Below are 17093 nucleotides of genomic sequence, written 5' to 3'. Positions count from 1 at the left end.
AAATGTCACAAGTAAATAAACGTTCAACATGGTGCCGTAAATCAGCAATCGGTTTAATTTCCGCGTTATTAACTTTTAACGCTATGGCCAACCCGGCAGTTGATAATGACTCCATGATGTTTGATTCTGTAGAGTCATCAGCAGGCCCTGTCGCATCAACACCAGGACCCGCTGTCATTATGAAGCATACCGGTTTGCAGTATCTGCCTGTTGGAAAGATTGGTAATTCACTGTCTCAGGTCGTGTTTTATAACCCGAAAAAATCCAGCAGTAACACCATTGGCGTGGCGGATATTTATGTGGATCGGGAATTTCAAGGTGCATTGAGAGAAGGTCAATTTAGCGTATTCTGTCTGCTACCTGGTAAGCACATTATTGAAGCTTATCAGAATGATGCACCTCACTATACGGGGAAAGAAGCACCAAAAACTATCGCTCAACTTAACGGTGGAAAAACCTACTTTGTTGAAACGAATTCAGATAAAGATAACGGAACACCAGTGTCTGTCAGCCGTATCACGGCAGAAAACCAACTATTTGGTTATAAAAGCAGCGCGACGATTAACCGAGCTTCGGCAGTCAAACCCTGTGAATATGTAGGCGGTATGTCTCAGTTAGGCAACGTACTGTTCAACTTTGCCGGTAATAAAGTGTCGGATATCGAAGCCGGTGGTGTAGATATCGTGAAAAATATGGCAAAACACATTAATAGCCTGCCTCAAATTCAACGAGTTGATATTGTTGGTCACGCAGACCCAATAGGTACGCCGGAATTTAACCAGAAACTATCGGTTCAACGCGCAGAAACCGTGAAGAAAATGCTGATTTCCTATGGTGTACCAGCGTCAATGCTGTTTACCAGCGGTGAGGGTGCCAATAACCCAACGGTAAATTGTGATAGCTTACAAAATCAGGAACGCAACTACTGTAACCGTGCAAACCGTCGTGTAGATGCTTTGATTCAAACGAATGATAGTGCGGAATAATATCCGTTAACACCCTAGCAATAAAACCGGCCTGAAATTCAGGCCGGTTTTATTTTCATCAGATTAATGATCGACAAAAATAATTTTAATCAAAAACAGTAAAGCAACAATCAGTACGCAAGGGCTGATCTCTCTCCAGCGACCTACGCCTGCTTTCATCACACAGTAAGAGATAAAACCTAATGCAATCCCTTCGGTAATGGAGAAAGTAAACGGCATCATTACCGCAGTGATAAACGCTGGCGTTGCTTCCGTTAAATCATTCCACTTCACGCGAGACAGGCTAGAGGTCATCAAAACCCCTACATAAATCAGCGCACCAGCAACCGCATAAGGCTGAACCATCTTCGCCAATGGCGACAGGAAAATAACTAACAGGAATAACAGACCAACCACAACTGCCGTCAGCCCGGTTCTGCCACCGACAGAAACCCCGGAAGAACTTTCAATGTAGGTTGAAATAGACGAAGTCCCTAAATAAGCACCGGCAGTAGAAGTAATACTATCAACCATTAGTGCCTGCTTCATCCGTGGAAACTTACCGCTTTCATCGGCTAGTCCTGCTTTGTCGGTTACCGCAATAAGTGTACCGGAAGAGTCAAATAGGTTAATCAGCATAAAAGAGAAGATAATTCCGGCTAAACCGATATCTAACGCCCCTTTTACATCCACCTGACCAACAATGCTGGCAATGCTCGGTGGCGCAGAGAATATACCCTGATAGGTTACATCCCCCACCAGCAAGCCAATACCCGTAGTAACTACAATAGAGATCAGCACAGCTGCATGAATATTTTTTGCCGCCAGTACGGCAATAATAAAGAAACCTAAAATACCTAATGCAACATTCAGAGAGGTCAGGTTACCAACCGCCACCAGCGTATCTGGATTCGGTACGATAATACCGGCATTTTTTAGCCCCATCATACCAATGAACAGACCTATACCGCTGGTAATACCAACCCGCAGGCTAACCGGAATACTGGAAATCATCCAGTAACGAACACGAAATAATGTCAGCAACAGAAAACCAAAAGAACCCCAGAAAATGGCACCCATTGCCACTTGCCATGAATGGCCCATTGCTCCGACGACCACAAAAGCAAAAAAAGCGTTTAACCCCATAGCCGGAGCCAGCGCAACCGGTAAATTGGCTAAAACGCCCATAAAAATGCTACCAAATGCGGCAACCAAGCAGGTAGTAACAAAAACCGCTTCAGTATCCATTCCTGCAACCCCTAAAATTTGAGGGTTAACAAAAACGATATAAACCATGGTTAAAAAGGTGGTAAAGCCAGCTACAATCTCAGTTCTTATGGTCGTTCCATGTTGATTTAACTGAAATATGCGCTCTAGTAATCCTTGCCCGTTAGCAGGTCCAGAAACTGGTTTGTTCATTTTGATATCCGGAAAGAAGATGAAGTAATAAAAACTAAGCCGCTACATATACCAAAATACGCAATCGATTACATGAATTATTTAAGTTTTTATCATTAGGTTGCAATCCTGATGGGTCGTTTTGTACTACAAACAATATGATTATTATCAAAAAATCCAAAATAAACAAAGAACTACCATTTATTGAAACACTGTTTTAATATATAGAATGTCCTCTAACATGAAACACTTTGGTCACTTGTGAAGGAATGAATTATGCAACCGGTTGAATGCGTGCTGTTTGATAGTGATGGCACCTTAGTAGACAGCGAGATTTTATGTTGTGAATCTTTTTCTAACGTTTTTATGAGCTATGGCATTCCACTTTCTACAGAAGAGTGCATAAAGCAGTTTAAGGGAACCAATCTTTATAAAGTGTTTGCTCAAGTCAGGGAGACCTATGGTCTCGATCAGCCTGACGACAAACTGGAGAAAGAGTACCGACAGGATATGGCACGGTTGTTCGAACTGAGCCTGAAACCTATCAAAGGGATCCGTCCTCTGCTGGAAGGCATTACTGTGCCTATGGCCGTCGTTTCTAATGGTCCAGTCAGTAAAATGCAGCATTCTCTAGGGCTAACCAAGCTGATCGATTTCTTTGGTGACCATTTATACAGCGCTTTTGATATCCAGCGTTGGAAACCCGATCCGGCACTATTGGTATTTGCCTGTGAAAAGCTCGATATCCCATTGGAAAAATGTATTTTAGTTGAGGACTCCGTTGCAGGTGCCCATGCCGGTATTGCTGCCGGTATTCCCGTATTTTACTACTGTGCCGATCCACACAATCAGCCAATCGATCACCCTCTGGTCACTACGTTCTATAATATGAGTGAATTACCCCTGTTATGGAAAGAAAAAGGCTGGGATATTTATCAGTCGTAAAATCGATTTACCGCCCTGTTTTAGCTGAATTCCGGTTTTATAGAGGGCGGTGTTTTATCTGCGATTCATCCAAGTAGATAATTCCTATCTTATTTAAATACGTTATCGATTACGTGTGATCATAATAAGGTGAAATGTTTATTATTTTATCGCCCTTTATCGGATAAAATAGCGTGCTTCTCGTTGTGTAACAAAAATAATCATTAAAAAAATCAAATGGTTTACATTGATAACTGCGAAAGGATACTTAACATAATGCCATTTAGCGTTCAGCAACAGGCCGCCCACCGAAATCTGTCTTATTTGGTTGCAGAAAAGTTAGCACACCGTATTTTGTCTGGCGAATTTGCAGCAGAAAGTATATTGCCGGGTGAAAATGAACTCTGTGAAATATATAGCGTTAGCAGAACCGCCATCAGAGAAGCGGTAAAAATGCTTACTGCTAAAGGCATGTTGCTTGCCCGACCGCGGATTGGTACGCGAGTTATGCCTAAGTATCACTGGAATTTTCTCGATAAAGATCTGCTTTCATGGTGGATTAGTAAAGATAACTTTTTTGAAGTCACTCAACACTTTGTGGTATTACGCCGGGCATTAGAGCCTCAGGCTGCCGCTTTGGCTGCAATACATGCCAGTAATGAACAGCGCTATCAACTCTCTCTTTTAATGGCTGAAATGCGTTCATTACACAAAAATTTCGACACTGAAAAGTGGGTACAGGTTGATACGGAATTCCATAAACTTATCTACAATGCCAGCTGTAATCCGCTTTTGACTTCCTTCTCCAACCTGTTTAGTTCGGTCTATCAAACTTATTTCAGGTCAATTACCAATAATGAAGTTATCAAGCTGGAACACCATCAATCCATTGTTGATGCTATCCTGAAAAAGGATAGTGCAGAAGCACTTAAGGCCACACAGGAATTATTAGAAAAGGATATTAAGATCTACAATATTAAATTAACCGCAGGATAATGAATGACTCAATTAGCACGTAGTGTAGCAGGTCTACCTTGGATTGCCGCTACTGCGTTCTTTATGCAGGCGCTGGATGCCACGATATTAAATACAGCCATTCCTGCTATTGCTAAAAGCCTCAATCATTCCCCATTGGCAATGCAGTCAGCCATAATTAGCTATACGCTCACGGTTGCGATGCTAATTCCCATTAGCGGTTGGTTAGCCGATCGTTTTGGCACTCGCAAAGTTTTTATGATTTCGGTATTTCTGTTTGTGCTTGGCTCTCTGTTTTGCGCGCTATCACATTCACTCTCAATGTTAGTCATTTCGCGAATTATCCAAGGTATAGGCGGGGCGATGATGATGCCCGTTGCCCGCCTTGCGTTGTTAAGAGCCTACCCACGCAGTGAACTGTTATCCGTATTAAATTTTGTCACTATACCCGGATTGATTGGCCCCATTGTTGGCCCACTACTAGGAGGGTGGCTAGTCACATATGCTACTTGGCACTGGATCTTCCTGATAAATATTCCTGTCGGGTTAATAGGTCTGTTTTATGCCCGTAAATATATGCCTGATTTTACCGTTCCCGGTCGTAAATTCGATATATTGGGCTTCCTACTGTTTGGCTTAAGCCTAGTGGTGTTGCTTAGTGGGTTATCACTGTTTAGCGAACACATTGTGTCAACTCAACTCGCTATACTGATTTTTATTTCAGGGATTATTCTGCTCTTCCTGTATGTGTGGCATGCATTTAGATATCGACACCCGTTATTTCACTTATCACTGTTTAAGATCCGTACTTTCTCTGCCGGTATTCTGGGCAGCATCGTTTCGCGCTTAGGAACCGGAAGTGTCCCTTTTCTGATGCCGCTAATGTTACAAATCGGATTTGGTTATTCGGCGCTGATAGCAGGCTGTATGATGGCACCAACGGCGGTTGGTTCACTGCTGGCTAAATCGATAGTGACTAAAGTGCTTAATAAGTTTGGTTATCGTAATACTCTGATTGCCGTTACATTGCTGATTGGTGCAATGATCTCCCAATTTTCATTACAAGACCCGGCAGAGCCGCTGTGGATGCTAATTATTCCACTGTTTTTTATGGGGATGGTAATGTCGGTGCAATTCACCGCCATGAATACCATTACGCTGGGTGATTTAACCGATAAAAACGCCAGTTCCGGTAATAGCCTGATGGCCGTAACCCAGCAGCTATCCATCAGCTTTGGTGTTGCCGTTAGCGCCACCGTACTTCACGCTTACGAAACCTTCTCCAGCGGAAATACCATCGACCACTTCCATTACACCTTTATCACCATGGGCGTTATCACCTTCTTGTCCTCGCTGGTATTCATCATGCTAAAACCTGGCGATGGGGATAATTTGATAACGGGAAGAAAGGGTTAATAACATTTATATTTTCTAATATTAATAATCATCTTTAAAAAAGTTAATCATCGGGCGAGGGGGCGACTTGACTCTTGCGCTAGCCCACTGAAGATGTTTTCAGATTGATAACAAAGTATGGTTGTTCGGTTTAGCCCCTTAAGATAGCCAATCGTTGGGAGGCACGGTGTTGGGGTCGTAGCAGCTTTAGCTGCCGGAGCGCCCCTAACCCGGCCAGGCCCGACGCACTCCGAAGCTAAGTAAAATGGTCTTCCGGCCGAACACAATGTTCATATAACCACATTGTCATTACGGCCGGAATATTCACAAAAGCTGATTAAATATCTATAACAAAATCCACTTTCTATATATCTATCTGCGTCCCCAGCTCAATCACCCTGTTCGGCGGTATCTTAAACTGATCGGCTGCCCGTAACGCATTACGATTAAGCGCCAAAAATAGCTGACCTCTGATTTTCAAATACCACGGGCGTTTACCTAATTTAACCGATTCATGAGAAAGGAAGAATGATGCCTCCTCCATATTGAATGACAACCCTTCCAACCCGCACAGATAAAAGATATTTTCGACATTTGGCGTTTCTTTATAGCCATAGCTGGACACAACGCGCCAAAACGACGGTGAAAGCTGCTCAATAGTCACCCGCTGAACGTTATGCACATAAGGGGTATCGACGGTTTTTATCGTCATTAAAATCACCCTTTCATGCAGCACTTTGTTATGGGTTAGATTATGCAGCAAAGAGAACGGAATCACGTTGGTTGTACGTATCATAAACACCGCTGTGCCTTTAACTCGCGTAGGCGGGTTCTTTTCCAGCGAGGCAATTAGCGCTTCCAGAGAGTTGCCATGTTCGTGTATACGACGCAGCAACCGGAATCGCTCGCTTTTCCAAGACGTCATCACGATAAACATACATAGCCCCAGCAGCAACGGTAACCAACCTCCGGAGAACACCTTAACGGCATTAGCTGAGAACAAAGGAACATCAACACACAGCAAAACCGTCAGAATAGTCACGGTAGCAATACGTGGCCAATGCCAGTTTTGATTAGCCACAGTACAAGAGAGAATAGAGGTTATTACCATGGTTCCCGTTACGGCTATACCATAAGCAGCAGCAAGGTTACTGGAGTGTTTGAAGGTAACAATCACCAAAACCACAGCAATATACAGTAGCCAGTTAATAACCGGGATATAGATTTGCCCTGCCTCCATATCGGAGGTGTGCAAAATTTTCATCGGTGGTAAATACCCTAAATGCACCGCTTGTCGAGTGAGAGAGAAAACGCCAGAGATAACAGCTTGGGAGGCGATAACCGTAGCCAATGCGGCCAAAATCAACAGTGGAATTAGCGCCCAATCTGGAGCCAGCAAGAAGAAAGGATTCTTTATCGCTTCCGGACTTCTCAATAATAATGCGCCCTGACCAAAATAGTTGAGAACTAAACAAGGCAATACCACAGTAAACCAGGCATAACGAATCGGCATTTTACCAAAGTGGCCCATATCAGCATACAGCGCTTCAACACCGGTAATAGCTAAAACGACAGCACCAAGGGCGAAAAATGATAACGCCTTATATTCAAGAAAAAAACCAATCGCCCAAGAAGGATTAAGGGCATACAGCACTTCCGGACTGGCTAAAATGCTACGAGCACCTAACAAACCAATGACGAAAAACCAGAGCAGCATAACCGGAGCAAATACTTTACTGATACCCGTGGTTCCATGCTTCTGAATACAAAAAAGGATGGTCAAAACCACTACCGCACAGGGAACAATATAGGTTTCAAGGGAGGGAGCCAGAATTTCCAGCCCCTCTAACGCTGACATGACTGAAACTGCCGGCGTAATCACCACCTCACCATAAAAGAAGCTGCCACCAATCAGCCCGATAATCACCACAAATGCGGTTTTTTTATCGCTGGCATATCTTCCCGCCAAAGACATTAACGTCAGAATCCCACCTTCACCTGCGTTATCAGCCCGCATAACAAAACTCAGGTACTTAAGGGATACCACCACAATAAGCATCCAGAAGATTAAAGACAGGAAACCAAAAATGACATCAGGCTCAACGCTAAATCCATAATAGCCAGAAAAACATTCCCTTAGGGTATAAAGAGGACTGGTACCTATATCACCATAAACCACACCAATTGTGGCTAACATGGTTGCCGGCAACGAGCGTTTATTATCTGTACTCATAAGTGCTTCTTGTATCCGCGTTTTTATACGGTGGTTGGAGAACCAAAGACATATTGATAAATATCTGCTTTATATAAAGCAGATGCCAATAAAATATTTCATAACGACGTTTAAATTTCCCTGATAGATCTATTTTAGTTGTAAAGTAAAAGTATTACTAATCATTGATCTGCTATAATTTTCTTACTAATTATTATTCAGTCACTCTCATCATGCTTAAATCTAAATACCTGTCGGAACGAATAACCCGTTTAAGCAGTATCCTTGAAACCGATCTTTATGAACGCCAGCACGTCATAAGACTCTGCCTGCTAGCCGCGCTGTGTGGGGAAAGTGTTTTTTTATTGGGGCCCCCAGGTATTGCCAAAAGTATGATAGCTCGCCGATTAAAATACTCGTTTAAACAGGCTAATGCTTTTGAATATTTGATGACTCGATTTTCAACGCCAGAAGAGGTGTTTGGGCCATTATCTATTCAAGCGTTAAAAGAAGATGGTCGATATATTAGATTAACTAAAAACTATCTACCTGAAGCTGAAATAGTTTTTTTAGATGAAATATGGAAAGCAGGCCCTGCTATTCTAAATACATTATTAACGGCAATAAATGAAAGACATTTCCGCAATGGTGATACTGAAGTTGCCATGCCATTGCGATTATTGGTTACCGCCTCGAACGAACTTCCTGAAGAGGATAACAGTCTTGAAGCACTATACGACAGGATGCTAATCCGTTTATCGCTAAACAATATTCAGGATAAAGCTAACTTTTTATCGATGATCAATCATCAAAGCAGTGAAAAGCTCAATTCTGCCATTGAATCATTAAGTATCAGTGATGAAGAGTATGTTGAATGGCAGCAACAAATTAACCAAGTAAAGTTACCAGATGATATATTTGAGCTGATATATTCTCTGCGCCAAAACCTTAATGCTTTGAATAATAGTCCTTATATTTCTGACCGACGTTGGAAAAAAGCCATTCGACTGCTGCAAGCCAGTTCATTCTTTAGTGACAGAGATGCCATAAGCCCTATCGATCTCATCTTATTAAAAGATTGCCTGTGGCACGATATTAATTCTTTATCGCTGGTAGAACATCAAATTGAATTATTAATTACCGAAAAAGCATTTCAACAGCAAAGTATTACATTACAAATTCAACAAATTAATGCTGATTGGTTAAAATATAAGCAAAAACAATCTAATCAGTTATCTCTGAAACTGGAACGTAAAACTACCCTGTTTAACCGTAAACAAACCTACGCATTACCGGCAAATATTACCGAAGCTAAAATAACGCTATTATTACAAACACCACTGAAACTCCACGGTATTGAAGTAACTCATATTGTTATTGAAAAACAACAAATTGAATTATGGTTAACCAAAGGCGAATCGCCAAAAGGTAAACTTAACGGCATTGGTTTTTCACAATCTTTAGATATGGCCGTTGATGATAATATGCAACTTATTATCCGGGATTTAAGTTTATCTCCTTCTATCCTGTCTTTGTCAGACGATAGCTTTCATATACAACCAACTGAAGAGTTAGTTCAACGATTAGAAAACGCTCAGTCCAGACTCAATCAACAACGTAAATATTTTACCGATGCTCAACCCTGTCTATTCATTAATAAGCAGTGGCTGGAAAAAATTGAAGCCAGTCTGTTTGCGGTACATGAAGAAATCAGCAAACAAAAACAGCGTTTTTCTGGAGCTGAATAGTCATTATGAGCCTGCAAACTATCGAGCTATTACTTTCTATTAGTGAAAGTGAAATAATCGAAGAATTGCTTATAGGCCTGTTGGCAGCACCTCAGTTAGCCATATTTTTTGAAAAATACCCAAAAATAAGAAATGCTTTTAATAAAGAAATTTCTGGCTGGAAGATAAAGCTTCAGGATAAGTTACGACAATCTGCCGTGCCCGCGGTTATCTCTGCAGAATTCACACTCTATAAACAGAGTATTTCTTCAGAAAACGCCCTGTTTTTTGAGCAGTTGGACAATGTTGTTAAACAGCTTGAGGAACTCCATTCCCCCTTCGTTGAACAGGCTAAAAAATTATCGGCCACGGCGGAGTATCGTAATGAGAGCTTTCGTAGCCTTTTTTTACATCAATGGCGAAAAAGCCTTTCCGTTCAGGTTACCACATTACACAAATCACTGATTGAAGGGGATTGGGAACAGTTGATATCTCAGCTTCAGGATCGTCTGGCCATTAATAGTGCACTGGAACCATTCTTGGTGGAAAACGACCGGAGTTCTGGTCATCTATGGGATATGAGCCGTGGAGAAAAATATCGATCTGACTGCAACACGCTAATTGAATACGGTAAATTTCTGGCACAACAGCCAGAATTAAAAAAGCTGGCGGAGCAATTAGGCCGAAGTTACCAACCCACATCTGTCGATCGTAAAGATACCCAATATGAAAAATATCGTGTCATGGTCAGAGAGCCAGCAACGCTGCCTGAAAACGTTAATGGTATATTCCAGAGTAATGACATCGTCAGAATGCTACCCACAGAAATGGTGCTACTAAATATTGATGAACTGGAATTAGAATTTTACCGACGTTTCTTAGAGCAGCAGCTTTTGACTTATCAGCTAAAAGGCGATGCTTGGCGCGAGCAGGTAAAAGTAAGAGCAATTTCAAAAACCGTCAATGAGCAACTCCCCAGAGGGCCATTTATTGTTTGCGTCGATACATCAGGATCCATGAGCGGCTTTAATGAACAATGCGCCAAAGCATTTTGTTTAGCATTATTACGTATCGCTATGGCTGACAATCGACGCTGCTATATCTTACTTTTTTCCACCGAGGTGGTGCATTACGAGTTGACATCATCGACAGGTATCAGTGAAGCAATTCGCTTTCTTAGCCAGCGTTTTAGAGGGGGTACCGATCTGGCTGCCTGCTTATCAGAAACGGTAGAAAAGCTAAATCAGCAGGATTGGATTGATGCCGATGTGGTGATCGTTTCCGACTTTATTGCCCAACGTTTACCAGACAATTTAATCAATCAGATAAAAAATAAACAAAAAAAACATAACCACCGGTTTCACGCGGTGGCTATGTCTAAGCATGGTAAACCAAACATTATGAAAATATTCGATCACGTTTGGCGTTTTGATACCGGACTTAGCCAGCGGTTACGTCGCCGCTGGCGCGCTAGTTAATTACAGCATGCACTCTACGCTTTCACGTAATTCTGGGCTCCATACGCCACACTGTACCTGCCCAATGTGCTTTTGTTGCAGTAGCAGCATAACCACGCGAGATTGACCAATACCACCACCGATGGTTTGCGGCATTTCTCCACGTAATAACGCCTGATGCCACTCCAGTGCCAAACGACCTTCATCGTTGGTTAACGCTAACTGGCGCTTCAGCGTTTCTGCATCAACACGGATCCCCATAGAAGAGAGCTCAAATGCATCTTCCAATACAGGGTTCCATACTAAGATGTCCCCATTCAGGCCTTCACCATCTACGCCCGGCGTTGTCCAGTCATCATAATCTGGCGCACGCATATCATGTGCTTCACCGTGAGATAACTTACCACCAATACCAATCAAGAAAACAGCCCCAAATTCTTTAGCAATCGCCCGTTCACGGCCTTTAGCATTCAGATCTGGATAGCGCTGTAACAGCTCTTCACTGTGAATAAACTTAATTTCCGCCGGTAAGAACGGTTTAAAACCAAACTCCTTGGCGACGGCGGCTTCTGTTTCTTTGATCGCTGAATAAATAGAACGAACCGTTTGTTTCAGGTAATCCGTGTTACGCTCAGAATCAGACATCACGCATTCCCAATCCCACTGATCCACATACACAGAATGAATTGGACTCAGGCGATCTTCATCAGGGCGTAGGGCTTTCATATTGGTATAAATGCCTTCACCAGGAACAAAACCAAAACGTCCTAGCGTTTGGCGCTTCCATTTTGCTAATGAGTGAACCACTTCAAATGTAGCACCAGGAATTGCTTTCACCTTTACCTGAACCGCTTTTTCGCAGCCTGACAGATTATCCTGAGTACCATCACCAACGCGACTTAATATCGGAGCCTGAATCTCAACCAAACCAAGCTTTTGCTCTAACTGGTGAGATAGGAAAGATTTAACGAACGTGATTTGTTGTTGCTTTTGAATAAAGGACTTTTTCATTGTGGTTATCTCAATACTGTGATGTCGTTGATGAGTATTAAGCAACAGAATCATACCTAAATTCAATATTCAATAATAAATATAGCTATACTGATTTCAATTATTCATTTTTATAGCTATTTTAATAACAATCCATCAAAAAAGAGGGCTTAAAATGACCGATAATTACCAGATCGATAATTTAGACCGCAGCATACTGAACGAATTAATGAAAAATGCCCGTGTTCCTTATGCCGAGCTGGCAAAAAATTTTAATGTCAGTCCGGGAACTATTCACGTAAGGGTAGAAAAAATGAAACAGGCTGGGATTATTTTAGGTACTCAGGTTGAAATCAGTCCAAAGCAACTGGGTTATGATGTTTGTTGCTTTATCGGTATTATTTTAAAAAGTGCTAAAGATTATCCATCCGCCCTAACCAAACTTGAAAACCTGGAAGAAGTGGTTGAAGCCTACTACACCACCGGTCATTACAGCATCTTTATTAAAGTCATGACCAAATCTATCGATGGGCTACAGCAGGTACTTATCAACAAGATCCAGACCATTGATGAAATTCAATCTACAGAAACGCTCATCTCCCTTCAGAACCCGATTATGAGGACCATCAGACCATAATTACTATTTTATTATACCCACATTATCCACAGGTAGATCCCAGCTGTTTCACAGCGTACAATATGCACAAAACTGAATAATTAAGGATGGGTATGCCTGATATAACGCTAATTAGCGGCAGTACTTTAGGTAGTGCTGAATATGTTGCCGAGCATCTGGAAGAAAAACTCACTGAAGCAGGTTTTATCACAGAAGTCCTGCATGGTGCTGAACTGGATGAATTAACGCCTGAAGGCATCTGGTTGGTAGTGACATCAACCCACGGCGCGGGTGACTTACCCGATAACCTACAGCCATTATTTGAACAAATAGAACAACAGAAACCGGATCTTACTCAAGTCAGATTTGGCGCTATTGGTTTAGGCAGTAAAGAATATGACACTTTCTGTGGTGGAATTAAAACTGCGGATCGTATTTTGCAGGATCGTGGAGCAAAACGCATAGGCGATCGACTGGAAATTGACGTCACTGAACATGAAATTCCTGAGGATCCAGCAGGGATTTGGATCGAAAGTTGGATTAATTTAATCAAAAACGATTAATTAATGCGCGGTCAGTTGTGTATAAGTATAGTTAAAAGCAGCTGTTAACCTGTAGTTATCCAACTAACAACTTAAAGTGCAGGTCATGCATGTGGATAACTACCATTATTATGCTCAGCTTATACTATTTAGGATCACCGATCATCCACAGTGAAAGGATCCGTTCAATAAATTGATCCCAAAGATGAAATATTGCTTATCCACAGCAGTAGAGGATCCTAGTAGTAGATCTAATAAGAAGATCTCTAAATAAAAAGATCTTTCTTTAATTAACCAAGATCCAAGCCAGTTGGACTAAGCTTTAAACTCAAGTAGAATCGCTGACTCAAGATCATTTATATTCGATCGTCCGAACATCCCGAGGTGTAATACCATGTTTTATCCAGATTCCTTTGACGTCATCGTTATCGGTGGTGGTCATGCCGGAACTGAAGCCGCTATGGCTGCTGCTCGTATGGGGCAACAAACACTTTTATTAACCCATAACATCGATACGTTGGGGTTGATGTCCTGTAACCCAGCTATTGGTGGTATTGGTAAAGGTCATTTGGTTAAAGAAGTGGATGCTTTAGGCGGATTAATGGCTCATGCTATTGATAAAGCAGGAATTCAATTCAGAATATTAAATGCCAGTAAAGGCCCAGCAGTAAGAGCAACACGGGCTCAGGCCGATCGTGCTTTGTACAAACAGGCCGTAAGATCCGCACTGGAAAACCAGCCAAATCTGATGATCTTCCAACAGCCAGCAGAAGATCTCATTGTTGAAAACGATAAAGTCACCGGTGTAGTGACTAAGATGGGCTTAAAGTTCAGAGCAAAAGCGGTTGTACTGACGGTAGGAACTTTCCTAGATGGCAAAATTCATATTGGACTTGAAAATTACAGCGGTGGCAGAGCAGGCGATCCTCCTTCCATTGGCTTATCTCAACGCCTACGTGAACTTCCTCTACGGGTAAGTCGTTTAAAAACCGGTACACCGCCAAGAATTGATGCCAGAACCATCAATTTTGATATTCTGCAACAGCAGCATGGGGATACCCCATTACCGGTATTTTCGTTTATGGGAAATACCAGTGAACATCCAGCACAGATCCCGTGTTACATCACCTATACCAATGAACAAACTCATGATGTGATCCGCAATAATCTGGATCGTAGCCCAATGTATACCGGGATCATCGAAGGGATCGGGCCGCGTTACTGTCCTTCTATCGAAGATAAAGTAATGCGTTTTGCCGATCGCAATGCGCATCAGATCTTCTTAGAACCAGAAGGCTTAACCAGCAATGAGGTCTACCCTAACGGGATCTCCACCAGTTTACCGTTTGATGTGCAAATGAAGATCGTTCGATCCATGGTGGGTATGGAAAACGCAACGATCGTTCGTCCTGGTTATGCCATCGAATATGATTTCTTCGATCCACGAGATCTCAAACCAACGCTGGAAAGTAAATTTATTCAAGGTCTATTCTTTGCTGGCCAAATTAATGGCACAACCGGTTATGAAGAAGCAGCGGCTCAAGGACTGCTAGCAGGCCTTAATGCAGGTCGTTTCTCTGCTGAAAAAGAAGGATGGTCACCACGTCGCGATCAGGCTTACATTGGCGTTCTGGTTGACGATTTATGTACTCTGGGTACTAAAGAGCCTTACCGTATGTTTACCTCACGGGCGGAATATCGCTTGATGCTGCGTGAAGACAATGCGGATCTACGCTTAACTGAAATCGGACGGGAAATGGGTCTGGTTGACGATCAACGTTGGGAACACTTCGTTACTAAGCAAGAAAGCATTGAACAAGAACGTCAGCGTTTGAGAGGCATTCTGGTTCATCCAAATATGGATCGGGTTGAAGAGATTAATTCGTTACTGAAATCACCGCTGTCTAAAGAAGCCACCGGTGAAGAGCTGTTGAAACGTCCTGAAGTTGATTATGCAATCCTGTCCACTTTATCGCTGTTTGCTCCGGGGTTATCTGATGAACAAGCCGCTGAGCAAGTAGAAATTCAGGTTAAGTATGAGGGTTATATTGCTCGTCAGCAGGGAGAAATAGAAAAACACCTGCGTAATGAAAATGCGATGCTGCCGCCAGATCTAGACTATCGTCAAGTTTCAGGGCTGTCTAACGAAGTGAGCGCTAAGCTTAACGATCACAAACCGATTTCTATTGGTCAGGCATCTCGTATTTCGGGTATTACACCGGCGGCTATTTCTATTTTGCTGATTTGGCTAAAAAAACAGGGCATGCTGCGTCGTAGCGCTTAAGGATAAGTTTTGCAAAACCAATTTGATAAGTTGCTTAAAGCAGTAGGAATGGAACTGAGCCAGCTTCAGAAAGATCAACTTCTGGGCTATGTGGCCTTATTGCATAAGTGGAATAAGGCTTACAACCTCACTTCAGTCAGAGATCCTCAACAAATGCTGATCCGCCATATCATGGATAGTATCGTAGTTAATCCTCATCTTCAGGGAGAGCGCTTTATTGATGTGGGGACCGGACCTGGCTTGCCCGGTATTCCATTGGCCATCGTTCGCCCCGATGCTCAATTTACGCTATTGGATAGCTTAGGTAAGCGTATTCGCTTCATTCGCCAGGTAATGCATGAATTGAATATTACTAACGTTACACCCGTTCAGAGCCGTGTGGAGGAGTATTCCATACCTGAAGGGTTTGATGGGGTTATCAGCCGGGCTTTTGCTTCACTTCAGGACATGCTGGAGTGGTGCCACCATTTACCATCGAAAGAGCACGGTAAATTTTATGCACTAAAAGGAATTATCTCTGAAGAAGAGTTGTCGCAGGTACCTGCGGGCTTCCATGTGCAAGAAATCGTTGCGTTAGATGTACCTGAACTGGATGGGGAACGTCATTTGGTTATTATTAGTGGCTAAATGTTAGTCACTCAAATTAGGTATTTATGCTTTTAATGAGTAAAACGTGCTCTTACCGATTTATTTTAAAAGATAAAATAAATTTACATAATTGAGCGATTGGTAGGTTTGAATACGATTTTTTTTAACGTATTTTTTACAAAACCTTATCCACTTCTCTAATGTGTTTGTTAACTGAAAGCTAAAAAGAGCGGATTTGACCATTAGCGTCATTAAATTTTTGTTGAATCCTTTCAGGCCTTTGATTTTATATAAAATCAATAATAATTAGTAAGATATGTAATATTTAATTAAGTTAGTAAACTAAATTTATTTATGTGATTAGCTTCACAAAAGGATAATTAATCAAAACATATTTAACATTATTAGTAATAATAGGCCGCACTTTCATTAAAAATGCTAAAAAGTGAACATTTGGGAATTTAATCATTTGTTCACTTTTTTGTTACTTAAATATAGAATTAGTCGCGCTTGTTCGTATAATTCACAGGTTTTTTCTGGCTTGACTCTGGTCGATAAAGACAGTTTTATACGCTACTCGGTTTCTACTTTTTCAGTAGAAAGAAAGCTAACGCTCAAAGAGAGTATATGCCATGTCTGTAGCGCTTTATGATTTAGTCACAGCCCGCAGACTTTTGTTAGCACAATTTGCCATTGTTATTATACTTAGCGTGGTTTTTTGTCTTAGCAGCCAAAAATGGGCTATTTCTGCTTTTTTGGGTGGTTTATCTGGATGTTTGCCTAACGCGGTGTTTTTACTGTTAACATGGCAACATCAAGATAGCGATCGGGCTCAGGGTAAACTGGCCTGGTCATTTTTTATCGGTGAGATTGTAAAAATTATTTTGACCATTGCGCTGCTTGTTATCGCGTTGGTTGTGTTTAAGGCAGAGTTTTTGCCTCTTTGCGTGACTTATTTGGCTGTATTAATAGTACAAGTAGTGGCGCCGGCTATAATAAATATTTTTCGTAACTAATTGA

At 41.9% G+C, this 17093-nt stretch carries 14 protein-coding genes; 11 read left to right on the top strand and 3 right to left on the bottom strand.

All coding sequences use genetic code 11. The annotated features are described in order from the left end of the window. Nucleotides 1-2: 2 nt before the first annotated feature. The gene (locus HYN51_RS16015; protein ID WP_157953061.1) at nucleotides 3-986 is read left to right on the top strand and encodes an OmpA family protein; all 984 of its coding nucleotides are present in this window, start codon (nucleotides 3-5) and stop codon (nucleotides 984-986) included. Between the two features lie 63 nt (nucleotides 987-1049). Here HYN51_RS16015 and HYN51_RS16010 read toward each other — a convergent pair whose 3' ends face one another. Beyond that, nucleotides 1050-2384: an NCS2 family permease gene (locus HYN51_RS16010; RefSeq protein WP_108900928.1), complete on the bottom strand. Its 1335-nt coding sequence runs from the start codon at nucleotides 2382-2384 to the stop codon at nucleotides 1050-1052. Between the two features lie 255 nt (nucleotides 2385-2639). Here HYN51_RS16010 and yieH point away from each other — a divergent pair, with 255 nt between their 5' ends. From yieH to mdtD, 3 genes are all read left to right on the top strand, one after another. Beyond that, nucleotides 2640-3308 carry a 6-phosphogluconate phosphatase gene (yieH, locus tag HYN51_RS16005; RefSeq protein WP_108900927.1) on the top strand — a complete coding sequence of 223 codons (669 nt, stop codon included), beginning with the start codon at nucleotides 2640-2642 and terminating at the stop codon, nucleotides 3306-3308. Nucleotides 3309-3563: 255 nt separating this feature from the next. Beyond that, nucleotides 3564-4283 carry a FadR/GntR family transcriptional regulator gene (locus tag HYN51_RS16000; protein ID WP_108900926.1) on the top strand — a complete coding sequence of 240 codons (720 nt, stop codon included), beginning with the start codon at nucleotides 3564-3566 and terminating at the stop codon, nucleotides 4281-4283. Nucleotides 4284-4286: 3 nt separating this feature from the next. Continuing rightward, nucleotides 4287-5678: a multidrug transporter subunit MdtD gene (gene mdtD, locus HYN51_RS15995; protein WP_108900925.1), complete on the top strand. Its 1392-nt coding sequence runs from the start codon at nucleotides 4287-4289 to the stop codon at nucleotides 5676-5678. Nucleotides 5679-6021: 343 nt separating this feature from the next. On the opposite strand, the gene kup is transcribed toward mdtD, so the two are convergent. Continuing rightward, complete coding sequence (gene kup / locus HYN51_RS15990; protein WP_108900924.1) at nucleotides 6022-7890, bottom strand: low affinity potassium transporter Kup; 1869 nt, start codon at nucleotides 7888-7890, stop codon at nucleotides 6022-6024. A gap of 212 nt (nucleotides 7891-8102) precedes the next feature. On the opposite strand from kup, the gene ravA reads away from it, so the two are divergent. Then, on the top strand, nucleotides 8103-9617 hold the full coding sequence (ravA, locus tag HYN51_RS15985; RefSeq protein WP_108900923.1) for an ATPase RavA: 1515 nt from the start codon (nucleotides 8103-8105) through the stop codon (nucleotides 9615-9617). Nucleotides 9618-9619: 2 nt separating this feature from the next. Beyond that, the gene (gene viaA / locus HYN51_RS15980; RefSeq protein ID WP_108900922.1) at nucleotides 9620-11074 is read left to right on the top strand and encodes an ATPase RavA stimulator ViaA; all 1455 of its coding nucleotides are present in this window, start codon (nucleotides 9620-9622) and stop codon (nucleotides 11072-11074) included. On the opposite strand, the gene asnA is transcribed toward viaA, so the two are convergent. Beyond that, nucleotides 11075-12064, bottom strand: coding sequence for an aspartate--ammonia ligase (gene asnA, locus HYN51_RS15975; RefSeq protein WP_108900921.1), 990 nt, complete (start codon nucleotides 12062-12064; stop codon nucleotides 11075-11077). 154 nt (nucleotides 12065-12218) lie between these two features. On the opposite strand from asnA, the gene asnC reads away from it, so the two are divergent. The 5 genes from asnC (at nucleotide 12219) to atpI (ending at nucleotide 17089) form a co-directional block, all read left to right on the top strand. Beyond that, nucleotides 12219-12680, top strand: coding sequence for a transcriptional regulator AsnC (gene asnC / locus HYN51_RS15970; RefSeq protein ID WP_108900920.1), 462 nt, complete (start codon nucleotides 12219-12221; stop codon nucleotides 12678-12680). A 92-nt stretch (nucleotides 12681-12772) separates the two neighbouring features. Next, nucleotides 12773-13222, top strand: coding sequence for an FMN-binding protein MioC (mioC, locus tag HYN51_RS15965; protein ID WP_108900919.1), 450 nt, complete (start codon nucleotides 12773-12775; stop codon nucleotides 13220-13222). A gap of 373 nt (nucleotides 13223-13595) precedes the next feature. Next, nucleotides 13596-15485, top strand: a complete 1890-nt coding sequence (gene mnmG / locus HYN51_RS15960; protein WP_108900918.1) for a tRNA uridine-5-carboxymethylaminomethyl(34) synthesis enzyme MnmG — start codon at nucleotides 13596-13598, stop codon at nucleotides 15483-15485. Between the two features lie 48 nt (nucleotides 15486-15533). Next, nucleotides 15534-16112 (top strand): 16S rRNA (guanine(527)-N(7))-methyltransferase RsmG, encoded by a 579-nt coding sequence (gene rsmG / locus HYN51_RS15955; protein ID WP_407936358.1) that lies wholly within the window; start codon nucleotides 15534-15536, stop codon nucleotides 16110-16112. Between the two features lie 593 nt (nucleotides 16113-16705). After that, the gene (gene atpI, locus HYN51_RS15950) at nucleotides 16706-17089 is read left to right on the top strand and encodes a F0F1 ATP synthase subunit I (protein WP_108900916.1); all 384 of its coding nucleotides are present in this window, start codon (nucleotides 16706-16708) and stop codon (nucleotides 17087-17089) included. The last annotated feature ends 4 nt before the right edge of the window (nucleotides 17090-17093 follow it).

The sequence above is a fragment of the Limnobaculum parvum genome (assembly GCF_003096015.2).
Lineage (GTDB): Bacteria > Pseudomonadota > Gammaproteobacteria > Enterobacterales > Enterobacteriaceae > Limnobaculum > Limnobaculum parvum.
This window is presented reverse-complemented; position numbering and strand designations above follow the sequence as displayed.